We start from the raw sequence: 26564 nt of genomic DNA, 5'->3' as shown, positions 1-26564 counted from the left end.
AATGCGGCGATTGATGATGAAGAGATGATCTATCGCTGCTGCGGTAACCTGGCCGATGTAGACGTGGCGCGGCCTGACGAGCGTCGTCGTATTTACTTTAATACCGACGGGGCGCTGCTTTACTGGCTGCCACTTGCGGTGAAAAAAGCGCGTTTGTCTAATACGCCGGTCGAGATCTCCGGCTTACCGCGTTGCTTTGTTTATCTGCCGGAAGAAGATCGTTTCTTCGGTGATTTTGGTGAAGACCTTCTGTTGCAGTATGCGCTGAGTCGTTTTGGATTTGGTGAGCTGGATCTGAGCGAACGATTGGATTTGGCTGTGTCGCGGCCGGAGGTTACGGGTGACAAACAGATTATCCAGGATCGGGATGCAATGATCTGGAAAATTGCGTTGTGGACAGCGCGTGGGCGTCTGAATCAGCGTATGGATCCGGAAAAAGTTTACAAGTTAAAAGAGCGGCCCGATTTCTCGCGACTGATCGAGATACCACATGCTTCGGAGATTACCGAGTTGTGGTTTGATCATCGTTTGTCCGCTCTGGATGTAGTGAGAATTTTGAATGTGCCTCAGCGCTATGTGTTTGCGTTTATGTCCGGTGCTGATGCGTTGGGATGGTTACAGGAATAGCGTGAGTTTGGCGGAGTAGTTAGTGTTGGACGATAGTTTCCGTACAGAATATTTACAGATTACGCCCGCTGGCGCCTTCTATGCGACAGTGAGCTCTGAGCCGGATGATGCGCGTGCGCTTCTATTGCAGTTATTGAGTGCAGAAATCGCGCTGCCTTATAGTGAGGAGTTGATTGAAGAGTTGACCGACCTGGACCAGGATCAGGCGGCGGATCTGTTCAATAAGCTTCGCGATAAAGGATTTGTTGAGCTCAACGAAAACCCTGTTGTGGTCGTTGATGAAGTCGTCGAGAAGATGTTGCCTGAGTTGCTGCCGTTGTTGTCGAGCACAGGTCGGGTCGCGCTGGCAGATGACCAAGGGTTCTGTCTGGGGTCGAGTGGTTACGAAGATTCACATGCTGAATCGCTATCCGCATTGGCTGCAGACGTTATCTCCCTTCATGAACGTCACCTCCCGTTATTGAACCGGGAGCTGTCATTTAGTGGTGAGTCTTGGGGCATTCTGGACCCGATTGGTCAGAGTCAGGTTGGATTCTGGGTGATTCATATGGGTAGTCAGAAGTTCATGCTCATCGTTGATGAGATGCCAAAGCTAAACCAGCAGGCCTTTGTGAATCTGCTGAGTGTATTGGCCCGTCGTTATCTGGATTATTGATAACGATCAACAAGTTATAACCCATAAAAAGATACTATAAGCCCTAGTAAATAAAGGAGAACGTTTATGCGCTCGGAGATGCTGACCTCCATTTTGAGTGACCTGAACGGGACATCTGCAGAGATCGAAGCTTCTGCAGTTATCTCAACCGACGGTTTGATGATTGCTGCGTTGTTGCCTTCAGGTATGGACGAGGATCGCGTAGGCGCAATGAGTGCTGCCATGCTGTCTCTCGGTGAGCGTACGGCGGGTGAGCTGGCTCGTGGTGAGCTGGAGCAAGTGCTGGTAAAGGGTGATCAGGGCTACATTCTGATGACTCACGCAAACAATGATTCTGTGCTGACTGTTGTTGCCAAACCAAATGCACGTCTGGGTTTGATCTTCCTGGATGTAAAACGTGCAGCGGAAGCGATTGGCAAAATCCTGTAATCAAGCAGGGTTACAGATCTCACGGAAAGAATCAGTAACAAGGCTTTTGTAATGTCAGATCAAGATACCGGCGAAAGCCGGGAAGTGACAATCAACTACTTTGACGGTACTTCACGCGTAGCGACTGTTGTAGATCGTGAAGTGCCGTATCCAGATGGTAAGTTGATTGTTTCGCGTACCGATCCAAAAGGAATTATTACTCATGCTAACCAGGCGTTCGTTGATATGTCTGGTTACACCCGGGACGAGTTGATCGGTGTGAATCACTACATCCTGCGCCATCCGGACATGCCGGCGGTTGCTTTTGCCGGCCTTTGGGAAACCATTGAAGCGGGTAAGAAGTGGCACGGCTACGTGAAAAACCTGCGCAAAGATGGTTCTTACTACTGGGTAAAAGCCACGGTGATTCCAAATATCCGCAACGGTAAGCTGGTAGGTTACACCTCGGTGCGCCGTAAGCCGTCTCGAAGCAAAATCAAGGAGAGCGAAGAGCTCTACGCAACCCTGATGTAAAGGAGTACTGAAATGGCATATAACCTGACCGTTAGTCCGGATTTCGCGCCGGATCACATTTCAGGTTGGTACTTTTTCAACACATGGTTGCAGCGTCAACTTGATGTTGGGGTACACCTGGAGCTCTATGATTGCTTTGAGCAGCAGCGTAAGGATATTCGCGATAATAAAGTCGATCTGATCTACGCCAACCCGTACGATGCATCGATGCTGGTGCGTGAAATGGGGTTCAAGGCGATTGCGCGACCACAAGCGCGTCCCGATGAAACGGTGATTGCCGTACACGTAGATTCTCCAATCACTACCGTGGAGGAGCTGCAGGAAGGTATTACTGTAGCAACTACAGACGACCCTGATGTTCATACCATGGGTATGATCATGCTTGAGCCGGCAGACCTGGACGGTAGCAACGTTACGACGAAAGAAGTTGATACGTACGTGATTGTTGCGAAAAACCTGCTCAAGGGTGAGGCGGATGTGGGCTTCTTCCTGAAGGATGCATTCGACGAACTGTCTGATCTGATCAAAAGCCAGATGAAAGTGTTGGTAAGCAGTCAGATCAGCGTAGTGCATCACTCACTGTTGGTTGGTCCGACAATGCAGGAGTTTATTCCGCGTCTTGAAGAGCGCTTGTTCTCCATGCATGAAGATGAAAAGGGCAAAGGAGTTCTTCAGAGCATGAATCTGGAGGCGTGGGAGCCGATGACCGAGGAAGAGACTGAGTTTATGATCGATCTGATCGATACTCTGGTTATTGAATAAATCCCTGTCTGCTAATGTTGAAAGCCTCGTTCTCAACGGGGCTTTTTTGTTTGTGTACTGAGTTATCAGTGCAGTTCTGGCTGATTTGTGGTCAGTCAGGAGATAGGTATAATCGTGCGCCTGCTCCATTTGCGTTTGTGGACTGTGGGTGGGGTGTAAAAAGCGAATCGTAATAGTTCAGAGGTTTTGAGTGGAAGTACTTGAAGAGATCAAAGAGTTTCTTGGCTGTGAAACACCGGATAGCTGGATCAGTGAGGCGGTGAAGCAGCAGGATATTCTGCTGATTGATCACGCACACTGCGAAAAGAAAGCAGCTTCAACCGCAATGACGCTGATGTTTCGTTATGTGGATCGTCCGGATCTGTTGAACAAGATGTCTCGTTTGGCGCGCGAAGAGTTGATCCACTTTGAGCAGGTGCTGGAGCTGATGGATGCACGTGATATCCAGTATGGGCACCTTTCGTCTGCGCGCTACGCTAGCGGCCTGCGTGATCATGTTCGTACTTCTGAGCCGGGGCGTCTGATCGATATCCTGATTATCGGTGCCTATATCGAAGCGCGTTCGTGTGAGCGTTTTGCGAAGCTGGCACCGTTTTTAGATGATGAGCTGGCTAAGTTCTACCGCTCCCTGCTGAAGTCCGAAGGGCGTCACTATCAGGATTATCTGGGGCTTGCGCGTCAGTATGCGGGTGAACCAATCGATGAGCGAATCGAGTTTTTCCGCGTGAAAGAGAATGAGTTGATCCTGTCTGAGGATGATGAGTTCCGCTTCCACAGTGGAGCGCCTTCCTGGCATTGATTTGTCAGTTTGTTTCTACCGGTTGGCGCAGAAGCTCGCAGCCATCTTTGGTGCAGCTCAGGTACCAAAAGTCGGTGTCCCAGTCGCCCAGCACAATGCGGTAGCCGCTGTTGCTATCAATCTGTTGGTGATGCACTGCTGGCCGATGGGTGTGGCCATGAATCAGCAGTTGGCTGTTGGCGTTTTGCAGAGCAGAGCGAACGCTCTCTGCATTAACGTCCATAATTTCCAGTGCTTTTCCGGCCGTTTTCTCTTTGCTCGCGGCACGCAGATTTCGAGCTATCTCCAGGCGTTCTGCAAGAGGCTTACTGAGGAAATCTGCTTGCCAGGCTGGATTTCTGACCAGGGCGCGAAACTGCTGGTACTCGGTATCATCGATGCAAAGCTGGTCGCCATGCATGATAAGTGCCTGCTGACCATCTGGCAGTGTGATGCTGATCTCTTCCGGAAGCAGGGTGGCGTTGATCCGGTCGGCGAAGGTTTGGCCGACTAGAAAATCCCGGTTGCCGTGCTGGAAGAAGAGAGCAGTACCGCTTTTGCTGAGCGCGGCTAGGCGATCAATGACGGGCTCCAGGTCCGGATGGATAAAGTCGTCCCCGATCCAGGCGTCAAAGATGTCGCCAAGCAGGTAAAGCTGATCGCAATGGCCTTGGATGTCGTCCAGAAAATGCAGCAGCGCCCGGGTTAGGTCCGGGCGCTGATCACTCAGATGAATATCAGAGATGAAGAGGGTGCGCATAGACGCGTGTGCTTACTCGCTTACAGTTGCGGAAGTAATAACCACATCTTCAACCGGCACGTCCTGGTGGCCCGCGCGGATAGTGGTGGAAACACCCTTGATCTTGTCGACCACGTCTTCGCCTTCAACAACCTTACCGAATACCGCGTAACCCCAGCCTTCCATTGTTTTTGCGGAGTGATCCAGGAAGTTGTTGTCGGCAACGTTGATGAAGAACTGTGCAGACGCACTGTGTGGATCCATGGTGCGTGCCATGGCGATAGTGTACTTCTTGTTGGTGAGGCCGTTGTCGGCTTCGTTTTCAATCGGTGCACGGGTGTCTTTCTGTACCATGCCCGGCTCGAAGCCACCGCCCTGAATCATGAAGTTGTTGATTACGCGGTGGAAGATCACACCGTCGTAAAAGCCATCGCGAACGTACTGCTCAAAGTTTTCCGCAGTTTTAGGCGCTTTTTCATAATCCAGTTCCAGAGTGATATCACCCAGGTTGGTCTGCAAGATGATCATTATAATTTTTCCCGATTCTGACTGGTTTTTTGCCTCATTATACTCAAGTAGAATGCGAGCGCATCTAGCTTCGACGTTGTGGGGTGTAATTTTACCCTCCAATCAATCAATTAGGGCTCGCTTGGCGATGCTTTCAAGCGGTGATCTGTTTATAATGGCTCGCAATAAATGCGCCCGTACAGCGGGCTCCTGAAGTAGCGAATAGTGGCGACAAGACGTTAAATATGAGCAATAACGAAACCATCAAGGCTTCCAACTTTATCCATCAGATGATCGAAGAAGATCTGGCAAATGGCGTGCACACCAAGGTTGTGACCCGTTTTCCACCTGAGCCGAACGGCTATCTGCACATCGGTCATGCCAAATCGATCTGTCTGAACTTCGGTACAGCTGAGAAGTTTAACGGTGTATGTAACCTGCGTTTTGACGACACAAACCCTGAGAAAGAAGAGCAGGAATACGTAGATGCGATCAAGTCTGACGTAACTTGGCTCGGCTTTAAATGGGACGGTGAGGTGCGTTACACCTCCGACTACTTCCAGCAGTTGTTTGATTGGGCGGTGTACCTGATCAAAGAAGGCAAAGCGTACGTTTGTGATCTGAGCCCAGAAGAAGCGCGTGAATACCGCGGCAACTTCACTACGCCGGGTAGAAACAGTCCTTACCGCGACCGTTCCGTTGAGGAAAACCTGGAACTGTTCGAGAAGATGCGCAACGGTGAGTTTGCCGAAGGTGCTTGTGCGCTGCGTGCCAAGATCGACATGCAGTCCCCAAGCATGATCCTGCGTGATCCGATGCTGTACCGTATTTTGCACAAGTCTCACCACCAGACCGGTGACAAATGGTGCATCTACCCGATTTACGACTTCGCACACGGTCAGTCCGATGCGATTGAGGGCATCACACATTCCCTGTGTACGCTGGAATTCGAAGAACATCGTCCGCTGTACGACTGGTTTATCGAAAACCTGCCGGTGCCGGCTCAGCCGAAGCAGACTGAATTTGCCCGCCTGAATATCAACTACCTGGTGATGAGCAAGCGTAAACTGAAGCAACTGGTAGATGAGGCAGTTGTAGGGGGCTGGAATGATCCACGTATGCCGACCATCTCCGGCCTGCGTCGTCGTGGTTACACCCCAATGTCCATCCGCAACTTCTGTGACAGCATCGGTGTAACGCGTTCCAACAGCACCGTAGATATGGGCATGCTGGAAGCGTCTATCCGCGAAGATCTGGATAAGAATGCACCGCGTGCAATGGTTGTGACCCAGCCGCTGAAAGTGACCATCACCAACTACGAAGAGGGTGAGGAAGAGTGGTTCGAGGTACCGGTACACCCTAAAGACGAATCCATGGGTGTGCGCAAAGTACCGTTTACCCGCAACCTTTTGGTCGAGCAGGAAGACTTCGCAGAAGTGCCGCCACGCAAGTGGAAGCGTCTGACCCAGGGTGTCGCTGTACGTCTGCGTGGCAGCTACGTGATTACCTGTGAAGAAGTGGTCAAAGATGCTGACGGTAATGTGGTTGAGCTGAAATGTACTTACGATCCGGCGACCAAAGGTGAGAACCCGGTTGGCTACAAAGCCAAAGGTGTAATCCACTGGGTGTCTGCAGACAACTCCGTGCCGTGTGAAGTGCGCATGTACGACCGCCTGTTCACCGAAGAAAACCCGGAAGGTGACAAAGAGCGCGACTTCAAAGAATTCATCAACCCTGAGTCGCTGGTAACGCTGGCTGATGCACGTGCAGAGATCGGAATGAAGGGCGCTGATGTTGAGAGCCGCTACCAGTTTGAACGTACCGGTTACTTCTGTGTTGATCCAGACTCCAGCGACGAGAAGTTGGTATTCAACCGTACCGTGGGTCTGCGTGACTCCTGGGCGAAGATGCAGAAGTAATTTTAGACAGAGATATTGGAGAGATCAGTGCTGCAGATTTACAACACGCTGACAAAAGAGAAAGCCCCGTTCAAACCACTGGAAGAGGGCAAGATCAAAATGTACGTATGCGGTATCACCGTATACGATCTCTGTCACATCGGTCACGCACGTGTCATGGTCTGTTTCGACGTCATCACCCGCTACATGCGTGCGCGTGGCTGGGATGTTGACTACGTGCGTAACATCACCGACGTGGATGACAAGATCATCAAACGTGCTGCCGAGAATGGCGAAACGGTTGATCAGTTGACCGAGCGCATGATTGCCGCGATGCACGAGGACGAAGATCGTCTGAGCGTGCTGCGTCCGGATCAGGAGCCGCGTGCCACCGCGCACATCGACGATATCGTTGATATGGTGCAGACCCTGATCGATAAAGGTTTTGCCTACGCGGCCAGCAACGGCGACGTGTACTACCGTGTTGAGAAGTTCGAGACCTATGGTCGTCTGACCAATAAAAACGTCGACGAACTGCGCTCCGGTGCACGTGTCGAGGTAGAAGATGCGAAAGAGAGCCCACTGGACTTCGTGCTGTGGAAAGCGGCGAAAGAGGGTGAAGTGAGCTGGGATTCCCCTTGGGGTAAAGGTCGCCCAGGTTGGCACATCGAGTGTTCCGCGATGTCCAAATGCTGCCTGGGTAACACTTTCGATATTCATGGTGGTGGTCCGGACCTGCCGTTCCCACACCATGAGAACGAAATTGCTCAGTCTGAAGCTGCGAACGGCGTGAAGTATGTGAACACCTGGATGCATGCCGGTCCTGTGCGTGTGAACTCCGAGAAGATGTCCAAATCTCTCGGTAACTTCTTCACCATCCGTGATGTACTGGAAAAATATAACGCCGAAGTGGTCCGCTACTTCCTGTCCAGCGTACATTACCGCAGCTACATCGATTACAGCGAAGACAGCCTGAAAGAGGCACGCAGTGCCTTGGAGCGTTTCTATCAGGCGTTGCGTGGTGTTGAGCTGAACGACGCTGCACTGGAAAACGACTTCGACGAGCGTTTCTTTGCAGCAATGGACGATGACTTTAATACGCCGAAAGCGATGGCGGTGCTGTTCGAGCTGGTAACCGAGCTGAACATTGCAAGCCGTGAAGGCAGCGAAGATGCCGGTAAGCTGGCGGCTCAGCTGAAGCGTCTGGCAGGTATTCTAGGTCTGCTGCAGCAGGATCCTGATGCGTTCCTGAAAGGTGAAGACAAAGAAGGCGAGCTGGGTTCCGCTGAGATCGAAGCGCTGATCGAGCAGCGTGCGCAGGCGAAGAAGGATCGCAACTTTGCTGAAGCCGATCGCATTCGTGACGAGCTGGCAGAGCAGGGCATCATCCTGAAAGACTCCCGTGAAGGAACAACCTGGTTTAGGGAAGGTTGATCCCAGCCACTTTTAAAAGGCAGTCTATTTAGGCTGCCTTTTTTATGTCGGCGGCAAACTCATTCAATGCAAGAAGTAGAGCATAGATGACCGAAACAACACTGATTCTGTTTTGTAAGCGTCCGGCACCGGGGTTTGGCAAGCAGCGGCTTGCGGCAGAGATAGGCACTGATGCTGCCTTTAAGATCGCCAATGCGCTACTGGCGTGTGCGCTGGAAGACGCTCAAAACTGGCCGGGCCCGGTGCTGGTATCACCGAGCTGTGCTGAGGAAGCAGACTGGGCAGCGACGCTATTGTCCCGGCAATATGAGGTGATACCACAAACTGCTGGAAACCTTGGTGAGCGTATAGAGTCTATTGACCGTACGTTGCGTCAGCGTGACCAGTACCGACAAATAGTGATTGGGTCTGATGCGCCGGAGTTGTCTGTTGAGTTGCTATCCGCAGCGGACGCCTTATTGGATGCGGTCGATGTGGTCTTTTCGGCTGCTGAAGACGGCGGTGTCTCCCTGATGGGAACCCGTAGCGGTTGGCCCACGTTGGAGGTGATGCCGTGGAGTACCGAAACTTTGGGCCAGGCATTGGTAGTAGGATGTGAGCAAAACCAGCAGAGCGTAGCTTGGACCGAGGCCTGTTCGGATGTGGATCGTCTGATGGATCTGGAACGAATCCACCGCACATTGCAGGCGGACGATCGAACTGCTCGCCGTGCATTGTTTCAGGTTGTTGATCAGGTGTTGGGCGAAGCTTGAAGTTAAGGCGCTGTGAAGCGCCTGTAAGGTGAGGTAGAGATGGAGCGTATTCGCAGTAAAAACTGGTATGAAACAGCAGATGGTTCCAAGCGTGGTTACATTGAACCCGCAAGGTTGAAGGAGTTGTGGTTTCACACCGGTACCGCTTGTAATCTCAGTTGTGATTTTTGTTTGGAAGGCTCAGGGCCGGGGGATCAGCGCCTTGGGCTTGTGAAACTTGCTGATGTTGAACCCTTTATCCATGAAGCCCTGGAGCTAGGTGTAGAGCAATTCTCCTTTACCGGGGGCGAACCATTCCTTGCGAAAGATCTGGTGAAGATCCTTCAGTTCGCATCGGCTCATAAACCTTGCCTGGTGTTAACGAACGGCACAGAGGCACTTCAGAAGCGTATTGATCAACTGGACGTGCTTCGAGATTCTCCTAATCCGGTGAGCTTTCGTGTCAGTCTGGACTCGCCGGTGGAAGCCGAGCACGATGCAGGCCGTGGTGAAGGTAATTTCCGGAGTGCGCTGGAGGGTATCAGGATGTTGCAGTCACGCGGATTTCAGGTATCTATCGCGCGGCATATGCAGCCAGATGAAGATAAAGACTCCGTCGAGAATGCATATCGTGAGCTATTTCGTGTACAGGGTATCCATCACGACGTAGCCTTTGTCGCCTTTCCTGACTTTCTGCCGCCGGGCAGCAATGGCTCCGGGCCTGACATCAGTACCAACTGTATGACCCAATATCACACGGAGGAAAGCCGGGCGTCCTTTATGTGTGCCTTCAGCAAAATGGTTGTGAAGCAGGATGGGCAGATGCGTGTGTATGCCTGCACGCTTGTGGACGACGACCGTGAATACGATATGGGTGGCTTTATCCGCGAAGCGCTGGATGCACGGATCAGCATGAAGCATCACCGCTGTTTCAGCTGTTTTAAGTACGGCTCCAGTTGCAGCGAGATCTAATGCCGGTTTCCGTGATCATCCCGGTTGGGCCGGGGGAGTCGCCTGATGCTCCGCTGTTCTCTCGGCTTAACTTGCTGCCTGATACCTGGCAGGTCATCATCGCGCTGTGTCCTGAGAGTCAAGCCCTCAAAACAACATTGGATCTGACCCGTGATGCGGAATTTGTTGTGGCGCCCCAGGGGCGTGGGCAACAGATGAATGCTGCTGTGGAAAATGCCAGCGGTCAGTATCTCTGGTTTTTACATATAGACTCAGGCCTGACCCTGTCTGTGGTTCATGCGCTTAAGCAGGCCTTAGCGCATAACCCGGATAAGCTACTCTGCTACCGCTTGTGTTTTGCCGGGGATGGGCAGGGGCCGATGATGCTGAACGCATTGGGGGCAAACCTGCGTACTCGATTACTGGGCGTACCGTTCGGAGATCAGGGGTTTTGCCTGCCGGCTAAGCGTTTCAGAGAGGTGGGTGGATATCCGGAAACGCTGCCTTATGGTGAGGATCATGTCTTGGTTTGGTTGTTGCGCTTAGAGGGTGTAAGGGGGCAGATGTTGCCCTGTGACCTGGAGACCAGTGCACGTAAATATCGCCGTGCGGGTTGGCTAAGCTTAACGCTGCGCTACCAGTGGTATTGGTTGCGACAGGCGGCACCGTATGCGGGCCGCCTATTGAGGCAGAAGGTAAAGCGCCTGATCGGAGTTTAAGGCTACGTCCGGTTATTTATTTGCCCGGCGTTGCTTCGTTAGCCGGTTGGGGCCGTGTTACGTCCTGTTTCTCCCCGCGTCGCCAGCGGTGATATTTCTCTACCCACTTCAATAGCTTTTCTGGTGCGTGTGCGCGTTTCCATTCACCTGCCGCAAACTTGTTGGCTTCTGGAAATGTCGGGTAGGCGTGGATCGTGCCCAGGATTTTATTGAGACCCAGTCCGTGCCGCATCGCCAGTGCAAACTCCGCCAGCATATCGGAAGCATGTGAACCCACCAGGGTGACACCCAGAATGCGGTCCTTGCCGGGAACGGTGAGGACTTTCACCATGCCGTAGTCGGCGGAATCGGTGATTGCACGGTCCAGGTCAGACAGGTCGTAGCGGGTGACTTCATAGCTAATACCCTTTGCGGATGCTTCCTTTTCGTTCAGGCCGATACGTGCGACTTCCGGTGACGTATAGGTGGTGAACGGGATGTAGCGGTGATCGACCGCAAACTTTTTCACTTTACCGAAAAGAGCATTCACTGCGGCATACCAGGCCTGATGGCCTGCAGCGTGTGTGAACTGGTGGGGGCCGACCAGATCACCGCAGGCAAGAATGTTCGGGCAGCGGGTTTGCAGGAAGCGGTCTACTTCAAGCAGATCGCGATCCTGGGTGTCGATGCCGAGTTGTTCCAAGCCAAGCCCTTCCAGATTGGCGATGCGCCCGGTGGCGACCAGCAGTCGGTCGAACTCTATAGTGACCTGTTCGCCGTTATGATCGGCAACCATTTGAAAGCCGCTCTCGGTTTTCCTGAACTCCTTTGGTTTGTGGACGTAGCGGATATCGATCCCTTCATTGCTTAGCTTGTCTGCAACCAGCTGTGCGGCGTCGCTATCCTCGCGAGAGAGTATCTGCTGCCCGCGCACGGCGATGGTGACTTGACTGCCGAACTGGTTGAAGCACTGTCCCAGCTCGCAGGCAATGGCGCCTGCACCAAGAATCAGTAGACGCGGTGGCAGTTCATTCAATCCCCACAAGGTATCCGAGGTGAGGGGTTGAACATCGTTGATACCCGGGATGTCTGGAATCTTTGGGCGACCGCCAGTGGCAAGCACGATATTGGGAGCGGTCAGGTGCTGTCCGTTGATCTCAACCTCCCAGGGGGAGATGAGCTTAGCGGTACCTGAGAGGCACTCGACGCCGAGTTTTTCGTAACGCTCCACTGAGTCGTGCGGTTCGATCTTTTTGATGGTGTCCTGCACGCGCTGCATGATCGCTGGGAAATCAAACTCGACCTCGGCCTTGCGGATACCCAGCTGCTCTGCGTTACGTGTATCGGCCAGAAAACGGCTGGTGCGAATCAGTGCTTTCGATGGTACGCAGCCGGTATTCAGGCAGTCACCCCCCATCTTGTTCTTTTCAATCAATGTAACTTTTGCTTTCACCGCGGCTGCGATATAGGCGGTTACAAGGCCACCGGCACCCGCTCCGATTACAATAAGGTTGCGATCGAACTGAGTAGGTTTGCTGAACTTACGGTAGATGCGCTTGCGCTGTGCGATCTTGATGCCAAAGCGGGCGATCCAGGGGAACAGGCCCAGCAATGCCAGTGAACCCAGGAGTGCGGGCGAGAGAATATCCTGTGTGCTCTCCAATGCAGCAAGCTGGGTGCCCGCATTTACGTAGATGATGGTTGCCGGCAGCATCCCCAGCTGGCTGACCCAGTAGTAGGTGCGAACCGGCATTTTGGTTACACCCATCACCAGGTTGATCGCAAAGAACGGAAATAGTGGGATCAGTCGCAGAGTCAGTAGGTAAAAGACGCCGTCCCGTGCGATGCCGCTGTTGATCGGATCAAGCAGGCGGGAGAAGCGGCGGCTGACAAAACCGCGAGCGATGTAGCGTGCGACCAGAAATGCCAGGGTTGCGCCAAGCGTACTTGCAAATGAAACCACAATGGAGCCGGTCAGTGTCCCGAAGAGCGCGCCGCCCAGCAGTGTAAGTACCGCCGCTCCCGGCAGTGATAGCCCGGTAGAAATTACATAGACAGCAAAGTAGATACCGATGCTCAGCCAGAGGTTGTTCTCTACAAAGCTGCTGAGGTTTGCCTGCTGAGATTTGATGTAGACGAAATCAAAAAAACGCCCGAGATCAAACAGGAAAAAGCTCAGAACGAGTAGGGCGATCAGGCCAAGCAGTATGCTCTTTTTGCCGGGTTTCATACGGGGTCTCCATGCTGCATGATCCGGTCAGCGTAGCACAGCCGGGCCTGCGGGTACTTGTTATCCGTCTATCAGGTTCAGTGTGTCCTGATCCGCCGAGGCGATCTGATTTTTGCCAAGGTTTTTGGCGCGATACATTGCTTGGTCGGCGGCATGGATCAGATCATCGATGTTGTCGCCCAGAGTCGGGTAAATGGAGATGCCGATACTTGCGCTGACTCTGAGCTCGATATTGTCGATCACCACCGGCGCACCAATCATCTGCATCAGACGTTCGGCCAACTGGTGCGCCTCATCCGGTCGCGTCAGCTCATCAGCCAGTACGAGGAATTCATCACCACCTATGCGCGATACCATATCGGACGGGCGCAGGGCAGCGGACAGTTTATCTGCCAGGGCGATCAGCAGTTTGTCGCCCAGCAGATGGCCGTGACTGTCGTTGATCGGCTTGAAGTCATCCAGGTCGATAAAGAGGATCGCAAAGTAGCCATCGGTGTGGCGTGCGCGGGCAAGTACTTTTTCAGCGCGTGCCTCGAAATGGATGCGGTTTGGTAGTTTGGTCAGAGTGTCGTGTAGCGCCTGGAAACGGATCGTGTCGAATGTGCGTTTTTGCTCGGTAATGTCGCTCATTACACAGACAAAGTGGCTAATGTCACCGCCTTTGTCGTAGACCGCAGAGATGTTGGTTTTCTGGATATAGACTTCGCCGCTACGTTTGCGGTTGGCGATCTCGCCCACCCACTGGCCAGTGTGTTGCAGGTCATTCCAAAGTACTTCGTAGAAATCTGCATCGTGATGGCCGGAGCGCAGTAGGCTGGTTTTCTGATTTAACGCCTGTTTTTCGGTATAGCCCGTCAGTGCGGTAAATGCCGGGTTGGTAAGAATAATGCGGGCGTTGTTGTCCGTCACCATGATCGCCTCGGTGGTGTGCTCAAGGACTTTCTGGGCGATCTTGGCGGCGTTGCGGCGTTGCTTGATGTCGGAGATATCGCGGAACATCAATTGAATGGCGACTGCACCGTCGTACGTGGTGCGTGAGATGCTTATCTCAGCGTCAAACGTAGTGCCGTCCTTGCGCACCAGTGGTACGGCAAGTGGAGGCGCTTTGTTGTCATTACCCTGTGAAAGCGATTTCATCAATTCTTCGGCAGAATTACGGTTGCCGGCAGTGGCAATGTCCAGCACATCCTGGCCAATCAGGTCTTCAATTGTGTTCGCGCCAAGCAAGCTCACGGCGGAGCTGTTTGCCAGAATTATGCGGCTCTCCACGCTGAGGATAATGGCCTCAGGTGAGCTTTCGAACAGTGCCTGGTAACGATTGTTGCTGTCGCGGGAGATGCGGGTCATCGCGGCGGCCTGACGCAGGGCGCGGGCACGGCCACCCATCAGCAGGAAGCAGGCAAGGGCGCTTAGGATGCTGATTGTGGAGCCTGCAAACAGGGTTTTGCTGTCGTACCGCCCGGGAATGCCGGAGGATGCAAAGCTACTTAATGGGGTGTAGTAGAGATCAATACGCTGCCGGCTGAGTTCCAGTGTATGTTTCAGTTGGAATGGCTGGAGTGCCGCGTTGACAGCTTCTTCAGGGTGGCTGTCGTAAATTGCGGCGTGACCTACGCGTTCGTCCACAGCGGTAACGTGCAGCATCGGGTCGGCTTCATTCAGCGTTTCTTCCAGCAGCATGCTTAGGCTAAAGCCGATTGTCACCCAGCCATGAAACAGCGGGCTATAAATGTCGTACGGATTGGTGCTTTCTACTGGCATCAGGAATAGGTAGTCCACGGAGTTTTGGTCCGTTGGTAGCAGCGAGATCGGTTCGGACAGGGCCAGGCTACCCATGTTTTTTGCGCGTTCAGCGGCAAAGCGGCGCTTTTCCTCAGTGCCAATATCGTAACCGCGCACGCGCTGAATAATGTTCGTGGGCACAGCGTGCATCAGTATGAAGGCGTTGTTGTGTTTGCTCTCAGGAAAAAGCGTGAAATCGGGGTCGTTCAGCAGGCTGCGTTGCTGCTCGATAAATTGAGTGCGCTGGTCATTCTCGATGTAGCGGGTGAAGGTGAGACCGATAATGCCGTTACCGTCGAGATCCAGGTCTGCCTCTTTGAAGTAGCTAGACCAGTGATCAGCAAGGTCATCCAGGTGGTTTAGTACCAGTGCCCGGGTTGTTTTCAGGAGGAGCGGGTAGCGATCAAGCTTTTCCTGAATCAGGAGTGTGGTTTGGCTGGCAAGTGCGTTAAAACGGGATTCAAACTGTTCCTTGTTGCGTTTCGCGTTGTAGATGCTCGCGTTGTAGGTCACAAGCAGTGCGATTAACAGGACGGTGGCAGGGATGAGGTAAAGGCTCCACCGGCTGTACTGATTGCGTCTGGTATCCATATGTAGACTGCAGGCCCCGACTGTCGGCTAATTTTTAGCTGTTTGTTCTTGTTATTGGTCTATCGTCCAACGTTTTGATGCCAATGTCGATTGGCGTAGAGTGGTGGGTGGATGGCAGGCCTGGAAGGGAGCGCAATCCAGGCCTGTTTTACGTCCCGGATCAGTCCAGGTTGTTTGCCGCTTCCAATGTGTTTTCCATCAGCGTGGCAACGGTCATTGGGCCAACACCGCCTGGTACCGGTGTGATCCAGCCAGCACGCTCTGCAGCGATCTCGTATTCCACGTCGCCTACCAGGCGGCCGTCATCCAGGCGGTTGATGCCTACATCGATGACAATCGCGCCTTCTTTGATCCATTCACCTTTAACCAGACCAGGAATACCCACACCGACCACGACGATATCCGCGCGGCCTACATGTTCAGGTAGGTTACGGGTGAAGCGGTGAGTTGTGGTTACTGTGCAGCCCGCCAGCAGCAGTTCCAGAGACATTGGACGACCTACGATGTTGGAGGCGCCAACAACGACAGCTTCCTGCCCGTGCATGCCAACACCGGTGGATTCCAGCAGGGTCATCACACCTTTTGGTGTGCAAGGGCGCAGGGCTGGCATGCGCTGTGCCAGGCGACCCAGGTTAAATGCGTGAAAACCGTCTACGTCTTTGTCCGGGCGGATGCGTTCGAGGATTTCGTTTCCGTCCAGGTGATCTGGCAGTGGAAGCTGAAGCAGGATGCCGTGTACAGAAGGATCGGCGTTCAGTTCGTCTACCAAGTCGAGAAGTTGGTTCTGGGTAGTGTCTTCAGGAAGGTCGTAGGAGCGGGAGTCGATGCCTACTTCTTTACAGGCGTTCTTTTTGTTGCGTACGTACACCTGTGAGGCGGGATCAGCGCCGACCAGGATCACTGCCAGACAGGGGGCAGCTTTGCCTGATGCGATTCGCTGTTGGATGCCTTCTGCGACCTTGCGACGTACATCAGCGGCAATTTGTTTGCCGTCTATTATCTTTGCGCTCATAGTGAGGATGCTGTCCTATAAAACGAATTTTCACTGGCGCAAATTCTCTCATGGTTGACTGTCAGGGCCAAGGGGCTTTGGTTTGGCTAAAAGGATAAACCGTGGCATGCGGGTCTGACTTGGTTGAAATTTGTGCATCGAATCTGGGCTAACCTGTTTATTTCATTAAAAAAAATAAAAAAAGTGTTGACGCCCGAAAATCGGCTCTATAATATTCGCACCACCTTGAACGATGGCGCTGATACAGACCGCATGGAAAGTGGATTTGCAGGCGTTAAGGGCGGGCAACAAGGCGCCCGTAGCTCAACTGGATAGAGCAACGGCCTTCTAAGCCGTAGGCTGCAGGTTCGAGCCCTGCCGGGCGTGCCACGAAGATGTTGCCTTAGGAAGTTGAAGTCTTGATTAGAGATATGGTGGGCGTAGCTCAGTTGGTAGAGCCCCGGATTGTGATTCCGGTGGTCGTGGGTTCGAGCCCCATCGTCCACCCCAATCTCTAAACTGTGTTGCGGACGTGGTGGAATTGGTAGACACGCCAGATTTAGGTTCTGGTGCCTCACGGTGTGAGAGTTCGAGTCTCTCCGTCCGCACCATTTATTTTACGCTGTGGTGGGCGTAGCTCAGTTGGTAGAGCCCCGGATTGTGATTCCGGTGGTCGTGGGTTCGAGCCCCATCGTCCACCCCATTCCCTTTTTCAGGGATAAGGCGTTATGAGGAACTCTCCTCACATATCAGAAGGCTGGCCTTAAGGGTTGGCTTTTTTTGTTTAGGTTCCTCCTCGTTGTTGAGGTAGTGCTTGGGTTTTGTGGGTGTTTGGCCTCGCGGTGTGAATCTGTCGGTTCGCGCCATCTTAAAGATCGTACGCTGTGGTGGGCGTAGCTCAGTTGGTAGAGCCCCGGATTGTGATTCCGGTGGTCGTGGGTTCGAGCCCCATCGTCCACCCCAATTTCCCCTCTTTTTTCAATTTTAAACCAGCATTTTATCCTTTATGCCGCACGCCTTCTTGGCGCTGCTGGACTGGTTTTTAACGTTTTATCTGTCACTTCTTATATTTATGTTCGCGTGATTTCTTCTCTGTTGGCTTCTATCGGTTGATTCGCTTGACTATTTGGGCCGCTTGCTTGAGAATTTTGCGCTTAAATTCTGCCCGTAAGGCGATTAGTGTTTCTTGCTGGGCATACAGGTTGCAGGCTGGTTATTGAATAGGCCTGCTGATCTAGCTGGATCACAACGTATAAGTATTAATGAGGAATTCCATGCAAGTTTCCGTTGAAACTACTTCCGGTCTCGAGCGTCAGGTAACAATTACTGTTCCGGCTGAGCGTATCGATCAGGATGTTCAGAAGCGCGTTCAGCAGACCGCACGTACCGCCCGTCTTGATGGCTTCCGTCCGGGTAAAGTACCTGTGAAAGTGGTTAAGAACCGCTACGGTAAAGGTATTCGTGAAGAAGTACTGAATCAGGTTATTCAGGAAACTCTGTTCAAAGCGACTACTGATGAGAAACTGCAGCCTGCGAACAGCCCAAGCATCGAGTTCAAAAACGACAAAGAAGGCGAAGACTTCCAGTACGTTGCAACTTTCGAAGTTTACCCAGAGATCGAACTGGCTGATTACGCTTCTGTAGAGATCGAAAAGCAGACTGCTGAAGTAAAAGACGAAGATCTGGATCAGATGATCGAGACTCTGCGTAAGCAGCAGGCGTCTTGGGACGTAGTTGAGCGTGCAGCTGAAGACGGCGACCGTCTGAACATCGATTTCGCTGGTACTATCGACGGTGAAGCGTTCGACGGTGGTAAAGGCGAAGGTATGGACCTGGTTCTGGGTTCCAACACCATGATCCCTGGTTTCGAAGCCGGTCTGGTGGGTGCGAGCGCAGGCGATGAGCGTGAGCTGGACGTTACTTTCCCAGAAGATTACCACGCTGAAGAGCTGAAAGGTAAAGCAGCTAAATTCGCAGTTAAGGTACACAGTGTATCCGCGCAGACTCTGGCTGAGCTGAACGAAGAGTTCTTCTCCAAGTTCGGTATGGAAGAGAAAACTCTGGACGGTTTCAAAGCTGAAGTTCGCAAGAACATGGAGCGCGAACTGGCTAACACGCTGAAGATGAAGCTGAAAGATCAGGTGTTCCGTGAGCTGGTTAAGCTGAACGCTATTGAGATCCCTGGTTCTCTGGTAGACAACGAAATCGATAACCTGCGTCGTCAGGCGGTTCAGCAGTTCGCTGGCCCTAACGCAGAAGGTTTCGACCTGAACATGCTGCCTAAGGAAATGTTCGAAGAACAGGCTAAGAGCCGTGTTTCCGTAGGCCTGCTGGTTCAGGAGTTCATCAAAGCGAACGAAGTTAAAGTTGACGACGAGCGCGTACAGGAAACCATCAAAGAGCTGGCTGAAACTTACCAGGAGCCACAGCAGGTTATCGACTGGTACAACAGCAACCAGGAGATGCTGAGCCAGATCCAGAGCCTGGTGATGGAAGATCAGGTGGTTGATCAGCTGCTGGCATCTGCTAAAGTCACTGAAGTAGAAGTTAGCTACGAAGATGCCATCAAGCCGGCACAGCCGGAAGCTGAAGCTGAAGAAGACGCTGCTGAATAATCAGCCGCGCTTTCAGTAAGTCACAGTTAGAAAAACGGCAGTTAGCGTAGGCTGACTGTCGTTTTTTTTACGCGTTAATACGCTAAGGAGATCTAGAATGGGCGATTTTGGAAAAGGTCCTGCTGACATTCTCAGCAGCCTGGTACCTATGGTAGTAGAGCAGAGCGCGCGCGGTGAGCGGGCTTACGATATCTACTCTCGTCTGTTGAAAGAGCGTGTCATTTTCCTGGTAGGTCCGGTGGAAGATCACATGGCCAACCTGGTTGTTGCTCAGCTGCTGTACCTTGAAGCTGAAAACCCGGATAAAGACATTCACCTGTACATCAACTCTCCGGGTGGTTCTGTGACTGCAGGTATGTCGATCTATGACACCATGCAGTTCATCAAGCCAGACGTGAGTACTATGTGTCTGGGTCAAGCGGCAAGCATGGGTGCATTCCTGCTGGCCGGTGGTGCAAAAGGTAAGCGTTTCGCGTTGCCAAACTCACGCGTAATGATTCACCAGCCACTGGGTGGCTACCAGGGTCAGGCGACCGATATTGAGATCCACACCAAAGAGATCCTCAGTATCCGTGAGAAGCTGAACCGTCTGCTGGCCGAACACACCGGTCAGGATTATGAGACCATTGCACGCGATACCGACCGTGATAACTTCATGGACCCGAACGCGGCCAAGGAATACGGTCTGATTGATGACGTTTTGGGACGTCGCGACGGTTGATAACCTTCCTATACTAATAGGGTGGGTTGAAAAAGGTCCGGAGCGGCACCATAACTGTCTTTCCGGATTTGCACATATGAGGTAGTCGAATGTCCGACGAGATTAAAGGTAAAGATGGCGACAGCGGTAAGCTGCTGTACTGCTCATTCTGTGGCAAGAGCCAGGATGAGGTGCGTAAACTGATTGCAGGGCCGTCGGTCTTTATCTGTGACGAATGTGTTGATCTGTGCAACGACATCATTCGCGAAGAGATTCAGGAAGCAGAACCGCAGGAAGAGAGTGATCGCCTGCCGGTTCCTGCTGAGATCGCTGAAACACTGAACGAGTATGTTATCGGTCAGGAGAAGGCGAAGAAAGTACTGGCGGTAGCGGTATACAACCACTACAAGCGTCTGCGTTTCCAGGGTGGCAAAGAGGGTGTTGAACTCGGAAAGAGTAACATCCTGCTGATCGGTCCAACCGGTAGCGGTAAAACCCTGCTGGCCCAGACCCTGGCTCGTATGCTGAACGTACCGTTCACCATTGCTGATGCGACCACGCTGACTGAAGCGGGTTACGTGGGTGAAGACGTTGAAAACATCATCCAGAAACTGCTGCAGAAGTGCGATTACGATGTGGAGAAAGCCCAGCTGGGTATCGTTTACATCGATGAGATCGATAAGATCTCCCGCAAGTCTGATAACCCATCTATCACCCGTGATGTATCTGGTGAGGGTGTGCAGCAGGCGCTGCTGAAGCTGATCGAAGGTACGGTAGCATCTGTACCTCCGCAGGGTGGTCGTAAACATCCGCAGCAGGAGTTCCTGCAGGTTGATACCTCTAATATCCTGTTTATCTGTGGTGGTGCGTTTGCAGGTCTTGAGCAGATCATCCGTGATCGCTCCGAGAAGAGCTCTATCGGTTTCAGCGCCATTGTAAAAGCGAAGGATGAAGAGAAGACTGTTTCACAGGCGCTTCTGGAAATTGAAGCAGAGGACCTGGTGAAGTACGGTCTGATCCCTGAGTTCGTAGGGCGTCTGCCGATGATTGCAACGCTGGGTGAGCTGGATGAAGAGGCGCTGGTTCAGATTCTGACCGAGCCGAAGAACAGCCTGACCAAGCAGTACGGTGCATTGTTCGGTATGGAAGGCGTCGATGTCGACTTCCGTGAAGAAGCGCTGCACGCAGTGGCCAAGAAAGCGCTGGAGCGTGGCACCGGTGCACGTGGCTTGCGTTCTATTCTGGAAGCTACGCTGCTGGATACCATGTATGAGCTGCCTTCAATGGACGGTGTGAGCAAGGTGGTTATCGATGAGGGTGTGATCAGTGGTGACAACGATCCGTTGCTGATCTATGAAAACCTCGAGCAGGCTAAGGCAGCACCGGACGAGTAAGTTCTGTCCTCAATGCAATATCAAAAAGGCGACCTAGGGTCGCCTTTTTTGTGTCTGTCATTTACTGCCGCAGGGAGTTTGCCTGGCGTAATAGCTTGCCCATCAACTCGTCCAGTTGCTGTTGTTCATCTGAAGAAAGGGCAGACAGCAGAAACTCTTCCCGCTCCAGCACCAGCGGTACGATCTGCTGATACACATCCTGTCCTTTTGCTGTCAGGTTCAGAATGATCAGGCGGCGATCCTCCTTGGAGGGTGTTTGTGAAATCAGCTCGTCCTTGACCAGGCGTGAGATAGCTCGGCTAACCGGCATCTTGTCCATGGAGGTATAGGTGGCGATCTCTTTGCCGGTCATCTCTGGTTGTGTGCCTAGTGCAGCGATGACACGCCACTCCTGGCGTGAGAGATTAAATTTGCCGGAATAAAGCTGGGCGATAGAGTCGCTTACGGCAGACTGCAGGATGGACAGCTTGTAGGGGAAGAACCGTGGCAATTCCAGCTGTTGCGGCGTTGGACGGCGGCCCATGGGACTGAATTCTCCGGTTATCTTTACAGTTGATTGGATAATGTTAATGGTAACGTGGCCTTTCTAACAGGTAAAAACATTATTTCCAATTCAGTAAGAGTGCCTTAAAAGCGCTATAAAACAACAAGATAAGCCAATTGCTTGATCTTTGACAGTCGTAACAAATGTTACTAATATGGGCCTATCCTTACACGGAACACTAATACAAGAAATAAGACAGGGCCTTAGTAATGATCAAACTTGAGCAGATCCACCACGTTGCCTACCGCTGCAATGATGCAAAAGAGACTGTAGAGTTCTACAAAGAGATGCTGAACATGGATTTTCTGGTGGCAATTGCAGAAGATCGTGTGCCGTCTACCAAGGAACCTGATCCATACATGCACCTGTTCCTGGATGCTGGCAATGGCAACATCCTGGCATTCTTTGAGCTGCCAACTAAGCCGAAAATGGGCCGTGACGAAAATACACCGGAGTGGGTGCAGCACATTGCGTTCCGCGTTGCTGATGAAGAGGCGTTGATGAGCGCTAAAGAGGAGCTGGAAGCGAAAGGTCTGGACGTTGTAGGTCCGACAGAGCACGGCATCATTCGCTCTATCTACTTCTTCGATCCAAACGGTCACCGTCTTGAACTGACGTATGTGAAAGGCACTGATGCGCAGATGAAACAGCTGGCTGAAGTTGCACCAGCGATGCTGGAAGAGTGGTCCCGCACTAAGAAAGCACCGAAGCACGCAGCTTGGTTGCACGAAGAAGAGTTCAAAGACCTGTAAAAATATCTTCAGGTATTGACTGCTGAGAAGGCGCGGAATTGACCGCGCCTTTTTTGTTGGTAAGCCGCGGTAATAGGAATAACGGGCATAAAAAACGCGGCACATTGGCCGCGTTTTTTTGACTACGAGAGCTCTTAACGGCGGTTCGGCAGAACCTCTTTCAGCTTCTCATTCATGTCGATTAGGCACTTCTCAGTTGCGTCCCAGTCGATGCAAGCGTCGGTTACGGAAACGCCGTACTCCAGATCTTTCAGATCGGCAGGGATGGATTGGTTGCCCCATTTCAGGTTGCTCTCAATCATCAGGCCTACGATGGATTTGTTCCCTTCCAGAATCTGGTTGGCAACGTTGTCGGCTACCAGAGGCTGCAGTGCAGGGTCTTTGTTGGAGTTTGCATGGCTGCAGTCAACCATAATGTTTTTCTCCAGGCCTGCTTTCTCCAGTGCCTGCTCGGTCAGAGCAACGTTAACAGAATCGTAGTTTGGCTTACCGCCGCCGCCACGCAGTACTACGTGTGCGTACTGGTTACCCTTGGTGCGAACAACAGACACCTGGCCGTCTTCGTTGATACCCAGGAAGTTGTGTGGGTGGCTTACGGATTTCAATGCGTTGGTCGCAACTTCCAGGCCGCCGTCGGTGCCGTTCTTGAAGCCCACAGCACAAGACAGACCGGAGGACATCTCACGGTGAGTCTGGGATTCAGTGGTTCGGGCGCCAATAGCGGACCAAGCGATCAGATCCTGCATGTACTGAGGAGAGATTGGGTCCAGTGCTTCAGTGGCCAGTGGCAGGCCCATTTCAGACAGGTCCAGCAGCAGCTTACGGCCGATGTGCAGGCCTTCTTCGATCTCGAAGGAGTCATTCATGTGGGGGTCGTTGATCAGACCTTTCCAGCCGACAGTGGTGCGAGGTTTCTCAAAATAGACGCGCATGACCAGATACAGAGAATCCTTCACCTTTTCCTGCAGTTCTTTCAGGCGCTGGCCATACTCGATTGCGGCTTTGGTGTCGTGAATAGAGCAAGGACCTACAACTACAAACAAACGGTGGTCTTTGCCATCAAGGATGTTACGAACAACTTCCCGACCTTCCATCACTGCTTTGGCTGCAGTATCAGAGATCGGCATCTGAGCCTTGAGATCATTTGGATTGATCAGAACAAGGTTGGACTCAATATTGAGGTCTTCTACACGTGTATCGGTCATTGTTGTTTCCTAAATGCAAACGGTCGCGTCGTCATTTCTGACCGCATCTTTGTACCACATATAGATGGCACTTATAAGTGGCCATCTGTTCTATATGGTCATTGTAGGTGTTCCCAGTGGTACAATCGTCTAAAGGCGGTTGACCCGCCTTATGCAATATAGTTATTTGGTTATTCTTGAAGGCTGAGAACTCTGCCCGGATCCGGTGGTCAATGAGTCGTGGCTTTCAACCTAAGGACATATAGTGAATAGCGTACGCAAGTTTTCAGCATACTTATTGGTGCTCTTCAGCAGCTGGCTGGTGATCGCGTCGGGCGCGCAGGCAAGCCTGTTTGGTCAGGCGGCCAATCCGTTTGGCAGCAGCGGCCCGGTGGATGTGGAAGAAGCATTTGTATTTGGGTTTGTGCAGGAGGGGGATAACCACCTGCAGCTGAACTGGACGATGCCCGATGATTACTATCTCTACCGCGATCGGATGGAGATCAAGACGGGCGATAACATTAAGCTGGTTGAGCGTGTAAACGCTCCCGCCAAGTCCAAGGACGATCCGTTATTCGGCAATGTATGGGTGTATTACGACCGGGCAGAGGTCGATCTGACTCTGAGCAGCGCTGTAGATACACCGGCCGATGGTGTGCTTGAAGTGACCTATCAGGGGTGCTGGGAAGGTGGTATCTGCTATCCCCCGGTGACCAAAACAGTAGAACTCTCGGCAATCAGTAAATTTATTGCGCCGGTGGCGGCAGCTGCGACCATTGATAGCGGTGCAGCATCGAATGGCATTGCCGCTGCAGCCCCTCCGGTTTTGGAGGCGGAACAGGATCGATTTGCCCGTCTATTGGGTGGTGATGACCTGGTACTGACTCTAGGGGCGTTTTTTGTAGCCGGGTTGGCGCTGGCACTGACGCCGTGTGTTTTCCCGATGATTCCGATTCTTTCCAGCATCATTGCCGGGCACGGGCGTCAGATTACAGCGGGACGTGCGTTGTTCCTGTCTCTGATCTACGTGTTGGCGGTATCGGTGACCTACACCATCGCCGGTGTAATTGCGGGACTGTTTGGCGAAAACCTGCAGGCGGCATTCCAGAATCCGTGGATCATCAGTACCTTTGCCGGCGTGTTTGTGTTGCTGGCACTGTCGATGTTTGGTTTCTACGACCTGCAGCTGCCGAATAGCTGGCAAACCAAGCTAAACAACATGAGCCATAACCAGAAAGGCGGCACTGTGACCGGCGTGGCGGTGATGGGTTTCCTGTCCGCATTGATTGTTGGGCCGTGTATGGCTGCGCCGCTGGCCGGTGCGCTGATCTACATCGGGCAGAGTGGTGATCCGGTGCTGGGTGGTGCAGCGCTGTTCAGCCTTAGCCTGGGTATGGGCGTACCGCTGCTGTTGGTGGGCGTATCTGCGGGCAAGCTGCTGCCAAAAGCCGGTATTTGGATGGAGTCGGTGAAGGCAGGCTTTGGTGTGATGCTGATCCTGTTGGCGATCTGGATGCTGGACCGTATCGTAGCCACCGAAGTAACCATGCTGCTCACCGCCGCTGTATTGATTGCCAGCGCGATCTTTATGCATGCGCTGGATCGTTTGCCGGAGCATGCCGGAAGCTGGTTGCGCATCTGGAAGGGCGCCGGTGTGATCATTCTGATTTACGGTTCTGCACTGCTGGTAGGTGCTTTGTCCGGAAACCGCAGCATGATCTATCCGCTGCAGGGCGTGGCGGTAGGTGCTGGATCTGTGGCGGCGACGCCGGCGCTACCGTTTAAGAAAGTCACAACTCCGATGGAGCTGGATCAGTTGCTGGCGGCTGCAAAACAGAATGGCAAGCCGGTGATGCTCGATTTCTATGCCGACTGGTGTATCTCCTGTATTGAGCTGGAGACCTACACCTTTGCAGATCCTGCGGTGCAGAGATCCCTGAGTGGATTTGAGGTAATTAAGGTGGATGTCACCAGCAACGATGCGGATGCTAAGGCGCTGAACAAGGAATACGAGGTTATAGGGCCGCCTGCACTCATCTTCTTTGATCAGTTCGGTGTGCTACATAAGAACATGACACTGATTGGTGTCGTAGAGCCTGAGGATTTTGTTGCGCACATTGCGCGACTTGTCGGCACATAACAATAAAATGCTCGTGAGCAATGGAGGATGACCATGGTGAAAAAACTTCTCGTAGCGGCCGCTTTATGTAGTGCGTTACCCGCGATAGCAGCAGACCCTGAGAATGGAAAAGAGCTGTTTCACGAAGTTGAGCTGGAGCGGGTAATACGCGGTATCGAATACACGGATGCAGATTGTTTCACCTGTCATGAGGCCTCCTATTTCACTCGGGCGGACAGAGCAGCCACCACCTGGCCTAAGCTTGTTGCCTGGGTCGAGGGTTGCAATACCAACCTGGATGTGGGCTGGTTCCCGGATGAAGTCGAAGATGTCGCGGCGTATATGAACCGCGAGTTTTACAAATTTCCAACTGCTGAATAAAAAATGCCCCGACAGCGCGTTGTGCTGTCGGGGCAAATGCTCTGTGGTGGCTTGGGGTATTACCCACAGAACACAACGATGATCCTCAGGATCCGTGCCCTAAAGGGCAATGTCTCCTCAATCGAGCATTTCTGGCTCGCTGTACTCAAGCTTCAAAATTGCGTCCCGCATGAGCGCAGGCACGTCTGCAATAACGTTCTGGTTGTAATCAACACAGACCACCATTGATTCCCCTTCAGCAGCAATCGCATCATGCTCCAGGCTGTACACAACGTGGTACATCTTGAAGCGGTCTCGCTGCATCTGGGTGACCCGTGTGGCAACGATAATGCGGTCAGGGTAGGTCAGTGGAATCCGGTAGCGGCAGTTGGTATCGCGCAGGATAGGGCCCACACCGGTTTCATCCATGATCGATTTGTAGCGGCACTCCTCCAGATACGCCATGCGTGCCGACTCAAAGTGCTTCAAATACACCAGATTGTTGACGTGCTGGAAGGCATCCATATCGCCCCATACAACTGGTAGTTCAATCTGGACCGGGTAACTGCTCAGAAGCTCT

The 26564-nt window shown here is 52.6% G+C and carries 25 protein-coding genes and 5 tRNA genes; 22 read left to right on the top strand and 8 right to left on the bottom strand.

All coding sequences use genetic code 11. From position 1 onward, the window contains the following. The 6 genes from ACEQ15_RS02235 to ACEQ15_RS02210 all read left to right on the top strand — a co-directional run. Positions 1 to 627 (top strand): hypothetical protein (locus tag ACEQ15_RS02235; RefSeq protein ID WP_370277396.1); only part of this gene is annotated, 627 nt, incomplete at its 5' end. A 22-nt stretch (positions 628 to 649) separates the two neighbouring features. Beyond that, positions 650 to 1282 (top strand): hypothetical protein, encoded by a 633-nt coding sequence (locus ACEQ15_RS02230; RefSeq protein WP_370277395.1) that lies wholly within the window; start codon positions 650 to 652, stop codon positions 1280 to 1282. A gap of 66 nt (positions 1283 to 1348) precedes the next feature. Next, positions 1349 to 1711 (top strand): roadblock/LC7 domain-containing protein, encoded by a 363-nt coding sequence (locus ACEQ15_RS02225; RefSeq protein WP_282354066.1) that lies wholly within the window; start codon positions 1349 to 1351, stop codon positions 1709 to 1711. Between the two features lie 51 nt (positions 1712 to 1762). Continuing rightward, positions 1763 to 2224: a PAS domain-containing protein gene (locus tag ACEQ15_RS02220; RefSeq protein ID WP_370277394.1), complete on the top strand. Its 462-nt coding sequence runs from the start codon at positions 1763 to 1765 to the stop codon at positions 2222 to 2224. 12 nt (positions 2225 to 2236) lie between these two features. Continuing rightward, positions 2237 to 2986, top strand: coding sequence for a phosphate/phosphite/phosphonate ABC transporter substrate-binding protein (locus ACEQ15_RS02215; protein WP_370277393.1), 750 nt, complete (start codon positions 2237 to 2239; stop codon positions 2984 to 2986). A 190-nt stretch (positions 2987 to 3176) separates the two neighbouring features. After that, on the top strand, positions 3177 to 3785 hold the full coding sequence (locus tag ACEQ15_RS02210) for a tRNA-(ms[2]io[6]A)-hydroxylase (protein WP_370277392.1): 609 nt from the start codon (positions 3177 to 3179) through the stop codon (positions 3783 to 3785). A gap of 4 nt (positions 3786 to 3789) precedes the next feature. Here the strand turns inward: ACEQ15_RS02210 and ACEQ15_RS02205 are convergent, their stop codons facing one another. Then, positions 3790 to 4524 (bottom strand): UDP-2,3-diacylglucosamine diphosphatase, encoded by a 735-nt coding sequence (locus ACEQ15_RS02205; RefSeq protein ID WP_370277391.1) that lies wholly within the window; start codon positions 4522 to 4524, stop codon positions 3790 to 3792. A gap of 12 nt (positions 4525 to 4536) precedes the next feature. Further along, positions 4537 to 5031: a peptidylprolyl isomerase gene (locus tag ACEQ15_RS02200; RefSeq protein ID WP_370277390.1), complete on the bottom strand. Its 495-nt coding sequence runs from the start codon at positions 5029 to 5031 to the stop codon at positions 4537 to 4539. A gap of 224 nt (positions 5032 to 5255) precedes the next feature. Here ACEQ15_RS02200 and ACEQ15_RS02195 point away from each other — a divergent pair, with 224 nt between their 5' ends. The 5 genes from ACEQ15_RS02195 (at position 5256) to ACEQ15_RS02175 (ending at position 10743) form a co-directional block, all read left to right on the top strand. Then, positions 5256 to 6929: a glutamine--tRNA ligase/YqeY domain fusion protein gene (locus tag ACEQ15_RS02195; RefSeq protein ID WP_370277389.1), complete on the top strand. Its 1674-nt coding sequence runs from the start codon at positions 5256 to 5258 to the stop codon at positions 6927 to 6929. Between the two features lie 27 nt (positions 6930 to 6956). Further along, positions 6957 to 8342, top strand: coding sequence for a cysteine--tRNA ligase (gene cysS / locus ACEQ15_RS02190; RefSeq protein WP_370277388.1), 1386 nt, complete (start codon positions 6957 to 6959; stop codon positions 8340 to 8342). Between the two features lie 86 nt (positions 8343 to 8428). Continuing rightward, entirely contained in the window at positions 8429 to 9094 is a 666-nt protein-coding gene (locus ACEQ15_RS02185; RefSeq protein ID WP_370277387.1) for a DUF2064 domain-containing protein, read from the top strand. Between the two features lie 39 nt (positions 9095 to 9133). After that, positions 9134 to 10045 carry a radical SAM protein gene (locus tag ACEQ15_RS02180; protein ID WP_370277386.1) on the top strand — a complete coding sequence of 304 codons (912 nt, stop codon included), beginning with the start codon at positions 9134 to 9136 and terminating at the stop codon, positions 10043 to 10045. Continuing rightward, positions 10045 to 10743 carry a hypothetical protein gene (locus ACEQ15_RS02175; RefSeq protein ID WP_370277385.1) on the top strand — a complete coding sequence of 233 codons (699 nt, stop codon included), beginning with the start codon at positions 10045 to 10047 and terminating at the stop codon, positions 10741 to 10743. The genes ACEQ15_RS02180 and ACEQ15_RS02175 overlap by 1 nt, the downstream gene beginning before the upstream one ends. A gap of 16 nt (positions 10744 to 10759) precedes the next feature. Here the strand turns inward: ACEQ15_RS02175 and ACEQ15_RS02170 are convergent, their stop codons facing one another. The 3 genes from ACEQ15_RS02170 to folD all read right to left on the bottom strand — a co-directional run bounded on the left by ACEQ15_RS02170 (position 10760) and on the right by folD (position 16337). Further along, positions 10760 to 12952: an FAD-dependent oxidoreductase gene (locus ACEQ15_RS02170; protein WP_370277384.1), complete on the bottom strand. Its 2193-nt coding sequence runs from the start codon at positions 12950 to 12952 to the stop codon at positions 10760 to 10762. 60 nt (positions 12953 to 13012) lie between these two features. Beyond that, entirely contained in the window at positions 13013 to 15325 is a 2313-nt protein-coding gene (locus ACEQ15_RS02165) for a diguanylate cyclase domain-containing protein (RefSeq protein WP_370277383.1), read from the bottom strand. 160 nt (positions 15326 to 15485) lie between these two features. After that, a complete protein-coding gene (gene folD, locus ACEQ15_RS02160; RefSeq protein ID WP_370277382.1) occupies positions 15486 to 16337 on the bottom strand; it encodes a bifunctional methylenetetrahydrofolate dehydrogenase/methenyltetrahydrofolate cyclohydrolase FolD in 852 nt (283 codons plus the stop codon). A gap of 292 nt (positions 16338 to 16629) precedes the next feature. On the opposite strand from folD, the gene ACEQ15_RS02155 reads away from it, so the two are divergent. The 8 genes from ACEQ15_RS02155 (at position 16630) to clpX (ending at position 21025) form a co-directional block, all read left to right on the top strand. Beyond that, a tRNA-Arg gene (locus ACEQ15_RS02155) sits at positions 16630 to 16706 on the top strand. Between the two features lie 44 nt (positions 16707 to 16750). Beyond that, positions 16751 to 16826 (top strand) — tRNA-His (locus tag ACEQ15_RS02150). A gap of 16 nt (positions 16827 to 16842) precedes the next feature. Further along, positions 16843 to 16927 (top strand) — tRNA-Leu (locus ACEQ15_RS02145). Positions 16928 to 16943: 16 nt separating this feature from the next. After that, positions 16944 to 17019, top strand: a tRNA-His gene (locus ACEQ15_RS02140). 184 nt (positions 17020 to 17203) lie between these two features. Beyond that, positions 17204 to 17279: transfer RNA gene (locus ACEQ15_RS02135), tRNA-His, on the top strand. Between the two features lie 311 nt (positions 17280 to 17590). Next, positions 17591 to 18931, top strand: coding sequence for a trigger factor (gene tig / locus ACEQ15_RS02130; RefSeq protein WP_370277381.1), 1341 nt, complete (start codon positions 17591 to 17593; stop codon positions 18929 to 18931). Positions 18932 to 19028: 97 nt separating this feature from the next. Then, a complete protein-coding gene (gene clpP / locus ACEQ15_RS02125; RefSeq protein WP_282356074.1) occupies positions 19029 to 19652 on the top strand; it encodes an ATP-dependent Clp endopeptidase proteolytic subunit ClpP in 624 nt (207 codons plus the stop codon). An 89-nt stretch (positions 19653 to 19741) separates the two neighbouring features. After that, positions 19742 to 21025, top strand: coding sequence for an ATP-dependent protease ATP-binding subunit ClpX (gene clpX, locus ACEQ15_RS02120; protein WP_370277380.1), 1284 nt, complete (start codon positions 19742 to 19744; stop codon positions 21023 to 21025). Positions 21026 to 21086: 61 nt separating this feature from the next. On the opposite strand, the gene ACEQ15_RS02115 is transcribed toward clpX, so the two are convergent. Further along, positions 21087 to 21548 (bottom strand): MarR family winged helix-turn-helix transcriptional regulator, encoded by a 462-nt coding sequence (locus ACEQ15_RS02115; RefSeq protein WP_370277379.1) that lies wholly within the window; start codon positions 21546 to 21548, stop codon positions 21087 to 21089. 230 nt (positions 21549 to 21778) lie between these two features. Between ACEQ15_RS02115 and ACEQ15_RS02110 the strand changes: the two genes are divergently transcribed. Beyond that, entirely contained in the window at positions 21779 to 22321 is a 543-nt protein-coding gene (locus ACEQ15_RS02110) for a VOC family protein (protein ID WP_370277378.1), read from the top strand. A 134-nt stretch (positions 22322 to 22455) separates the two neighbouring features. Here ACEQ15_RS02110 and ACEQ15_RS02105 read toward each other — a convergent pair whose 3' ends face one another. Then, a complete protein-coding gene (locus ACEQ15_RS02105; protein WP_370277377.1) occupies positions 22456 to 23526 on the bottom strand; it encodes a 3-deoxy-7-phosphoheptulonate synthase in 1071 nt (356 codons plus the stop codon). Between the two features lie 244 nt (positions 23527 to 23770). Here ACEQ15_RS02105 and dsbD point away from each other — a divergent pair, with 244 nt between their 5' ends. Both dsbD and ACEQ15_RS02095 read left to right on the top strand, forming a co-directional pair. Then, positions 23771 to 25645: a protein-disulfide reductase DsbD gene (gene dsbD / locus ACEQ15_RS02100; protein ID WP_370277376.1), complete on the top strand. Its 1875-nt coding sequence runs from the start codon at positions 23771 to 23773 to the stop codon at positions 25643 to 25645. A 33-nt stretch (positions 25646 to 25678) separates the two neighbouring features. Next, positions 25679 to 26005 carry a hypothetical protein gene (locus ACEQ15_RS02095; protein WP_370277375.1) on the top strand — a complete coding sequence of 109 codons (327 nt, stop codon included), beginning with the start codon at positions 25679 to 25681 and terminating at the stop codon, positions 26003 to 26005. A 117-nt stretch (positions 26006 to 26122) separates the two neighbouring features. On the opposite strand, the gene ACEQ15_RS02090 is transcribed toward ACEQ15_RS02095, so the two are convergent. Continuing rightward, a partial coding sequence (locus tag ACEQ15_RS02090) for an acyl-CoA thioesterase (RefSeq protein WP_370277374.1) occupies positions 26123 to 26564 on the bottom strand: 442 nt, incomplete at its 5' end.

The sequence above is a fragment of the Pontibacterium sp. genome (genome assembly GCF_964228735.1).
Lineage (GTDB): Bacteria > Pseudomonadota > Gammaproteobacteria > Pseudomonadales > Balneatricaceae > Pontibacterium.
This window is presented reverse-complemented; position numbering and strand designations above follow the sequence as displayed.

Coding starts and splice junctions, on each gene's coding strand:
- ACEQ15_RS02195 (WP_370277389.1), top strand. CDS start 5,256: ATGAGCAATAACGAAACCATCAAGGCTTCCAACTTTATCCATCAGATG.
- tig (WP_370277381.1), top strand. CDS start 17,591: ATGCAAGTTTCCGTTGAAACTACTTCCGGTCTCGAGCGTCAGGTAACA.
- ACEQ15_RS02220 (WP_370277394.1), top strand. CDS start 1,763: ATGTCAGATCAAGATACCGGCGAAAGCCGGGAAGTGACAATCAACTAC.
- ACEQ15_RS02110 (WP_370277378.1), top strand. CDS start 21,779: ATGATCAAACTTGAGCAGATCCACCACGTTGCCTACCGCTGCAATGAT.
- ACEQ15_RS02205 (WP_370277391.1), bottom strand. CDS start 4,524: ATGCGCACCCTCTTCATCTCTGATATTCATCTGAGTGATCAGCGCCCG.
- ACEQ15_RS02225 (WP_282354066.1), top strand. CDS start 1,349: ATGCGCTCGGAGATGCTGACCTCCATTTTGAGTGACCTGAACGGGACA.
- ACEQ15_RS02180 (WP_370277386.1), top strand. CDS start 9,134: ATGGAGCGTATTCGCAGTAAAAACTGGTATGAAACAGCAGATGGTTCC.
- ACEQ15_RS02200 (WP_370277390.1), bottom strand. CDS start 5,031: ATGATCATCTTGCAGACCAACCTGGGTGATATCACTCTGGAACTGGAT.
- clpX (WP_370277380.1), top strand. CDS start 19,742: ATGTCCGACGAGATTAAAGGTAAAGATGGCGACAGCGGTAAGCTGCTG.
- ACEQ15_RS02215 (WP_370277393.1), top strand. CDS start 2,237: ATGGCATATAACCTGACCGTTAGTCCGGATTTCGCGCCGGATCACATT.
- folD (WP_370277382.1), bottom strand. CDS start 16,337: ATGAGCGCAAAGATAATAGACGGCAAACAAATTGCCGCTGATGTACGT.
- ACEQ15_RS02115 (WP_370277379.1), bottom strand. CDS start 21,548: ATGGGCCGCCGTCCAACGCCGCAACAGCTGGAATTGCCACGGTTCTTC.
- ACEQ15_RS02165 (WP_370277383.1), bottom strand. CDS start 15,325: ATGGATACCAGACGCAATCAGTACAGCCGGTGGAGCCTTTACCTCATC.
- ACEQ15_RS02170 (WP_370277384.1), bottom strand. CDS start 12,952: ATGAAACCCGGCAAAAAGAGCATACTGCTTGGCCTGATCGCCCTACTC.
- clpP (WP_282356074.1), top strand. CDS start 19,029: ATGGGCGATTTTGGAAAAGGTCCTGCTGACATTCTCAGCAGCCTGGTA.
- ACEQ15_RS02175 (WP_370277385.1), top strand. CDS start 10,045: ATGCCGGTTTCCGTGATCATCCCGGTTGGGCCGGGGGAGTCGCCTGAT.
- ACEQ15_RS02185 (WP_370277387.1), top strand. CDS start 8,429: ATGACCGAAACAACACTGATTCTGTTTTGTAAGCGTCCGGCACCGGGG.
- ACEQ15_RS02105 (WP_370277377.1), bottom strand. CDS start 23,526: ATGACCGATACACGTGTAGAAGACCTCAATATTGAGTCCAACCTTGTT.
- ACEQ15_RS02095 (WP_370277375.1), top strand. CDS start 25,679: ATGGTGAAAAAACTTCTCGTAGCGGCCGCTTTATGTAGTGCGTTACCC.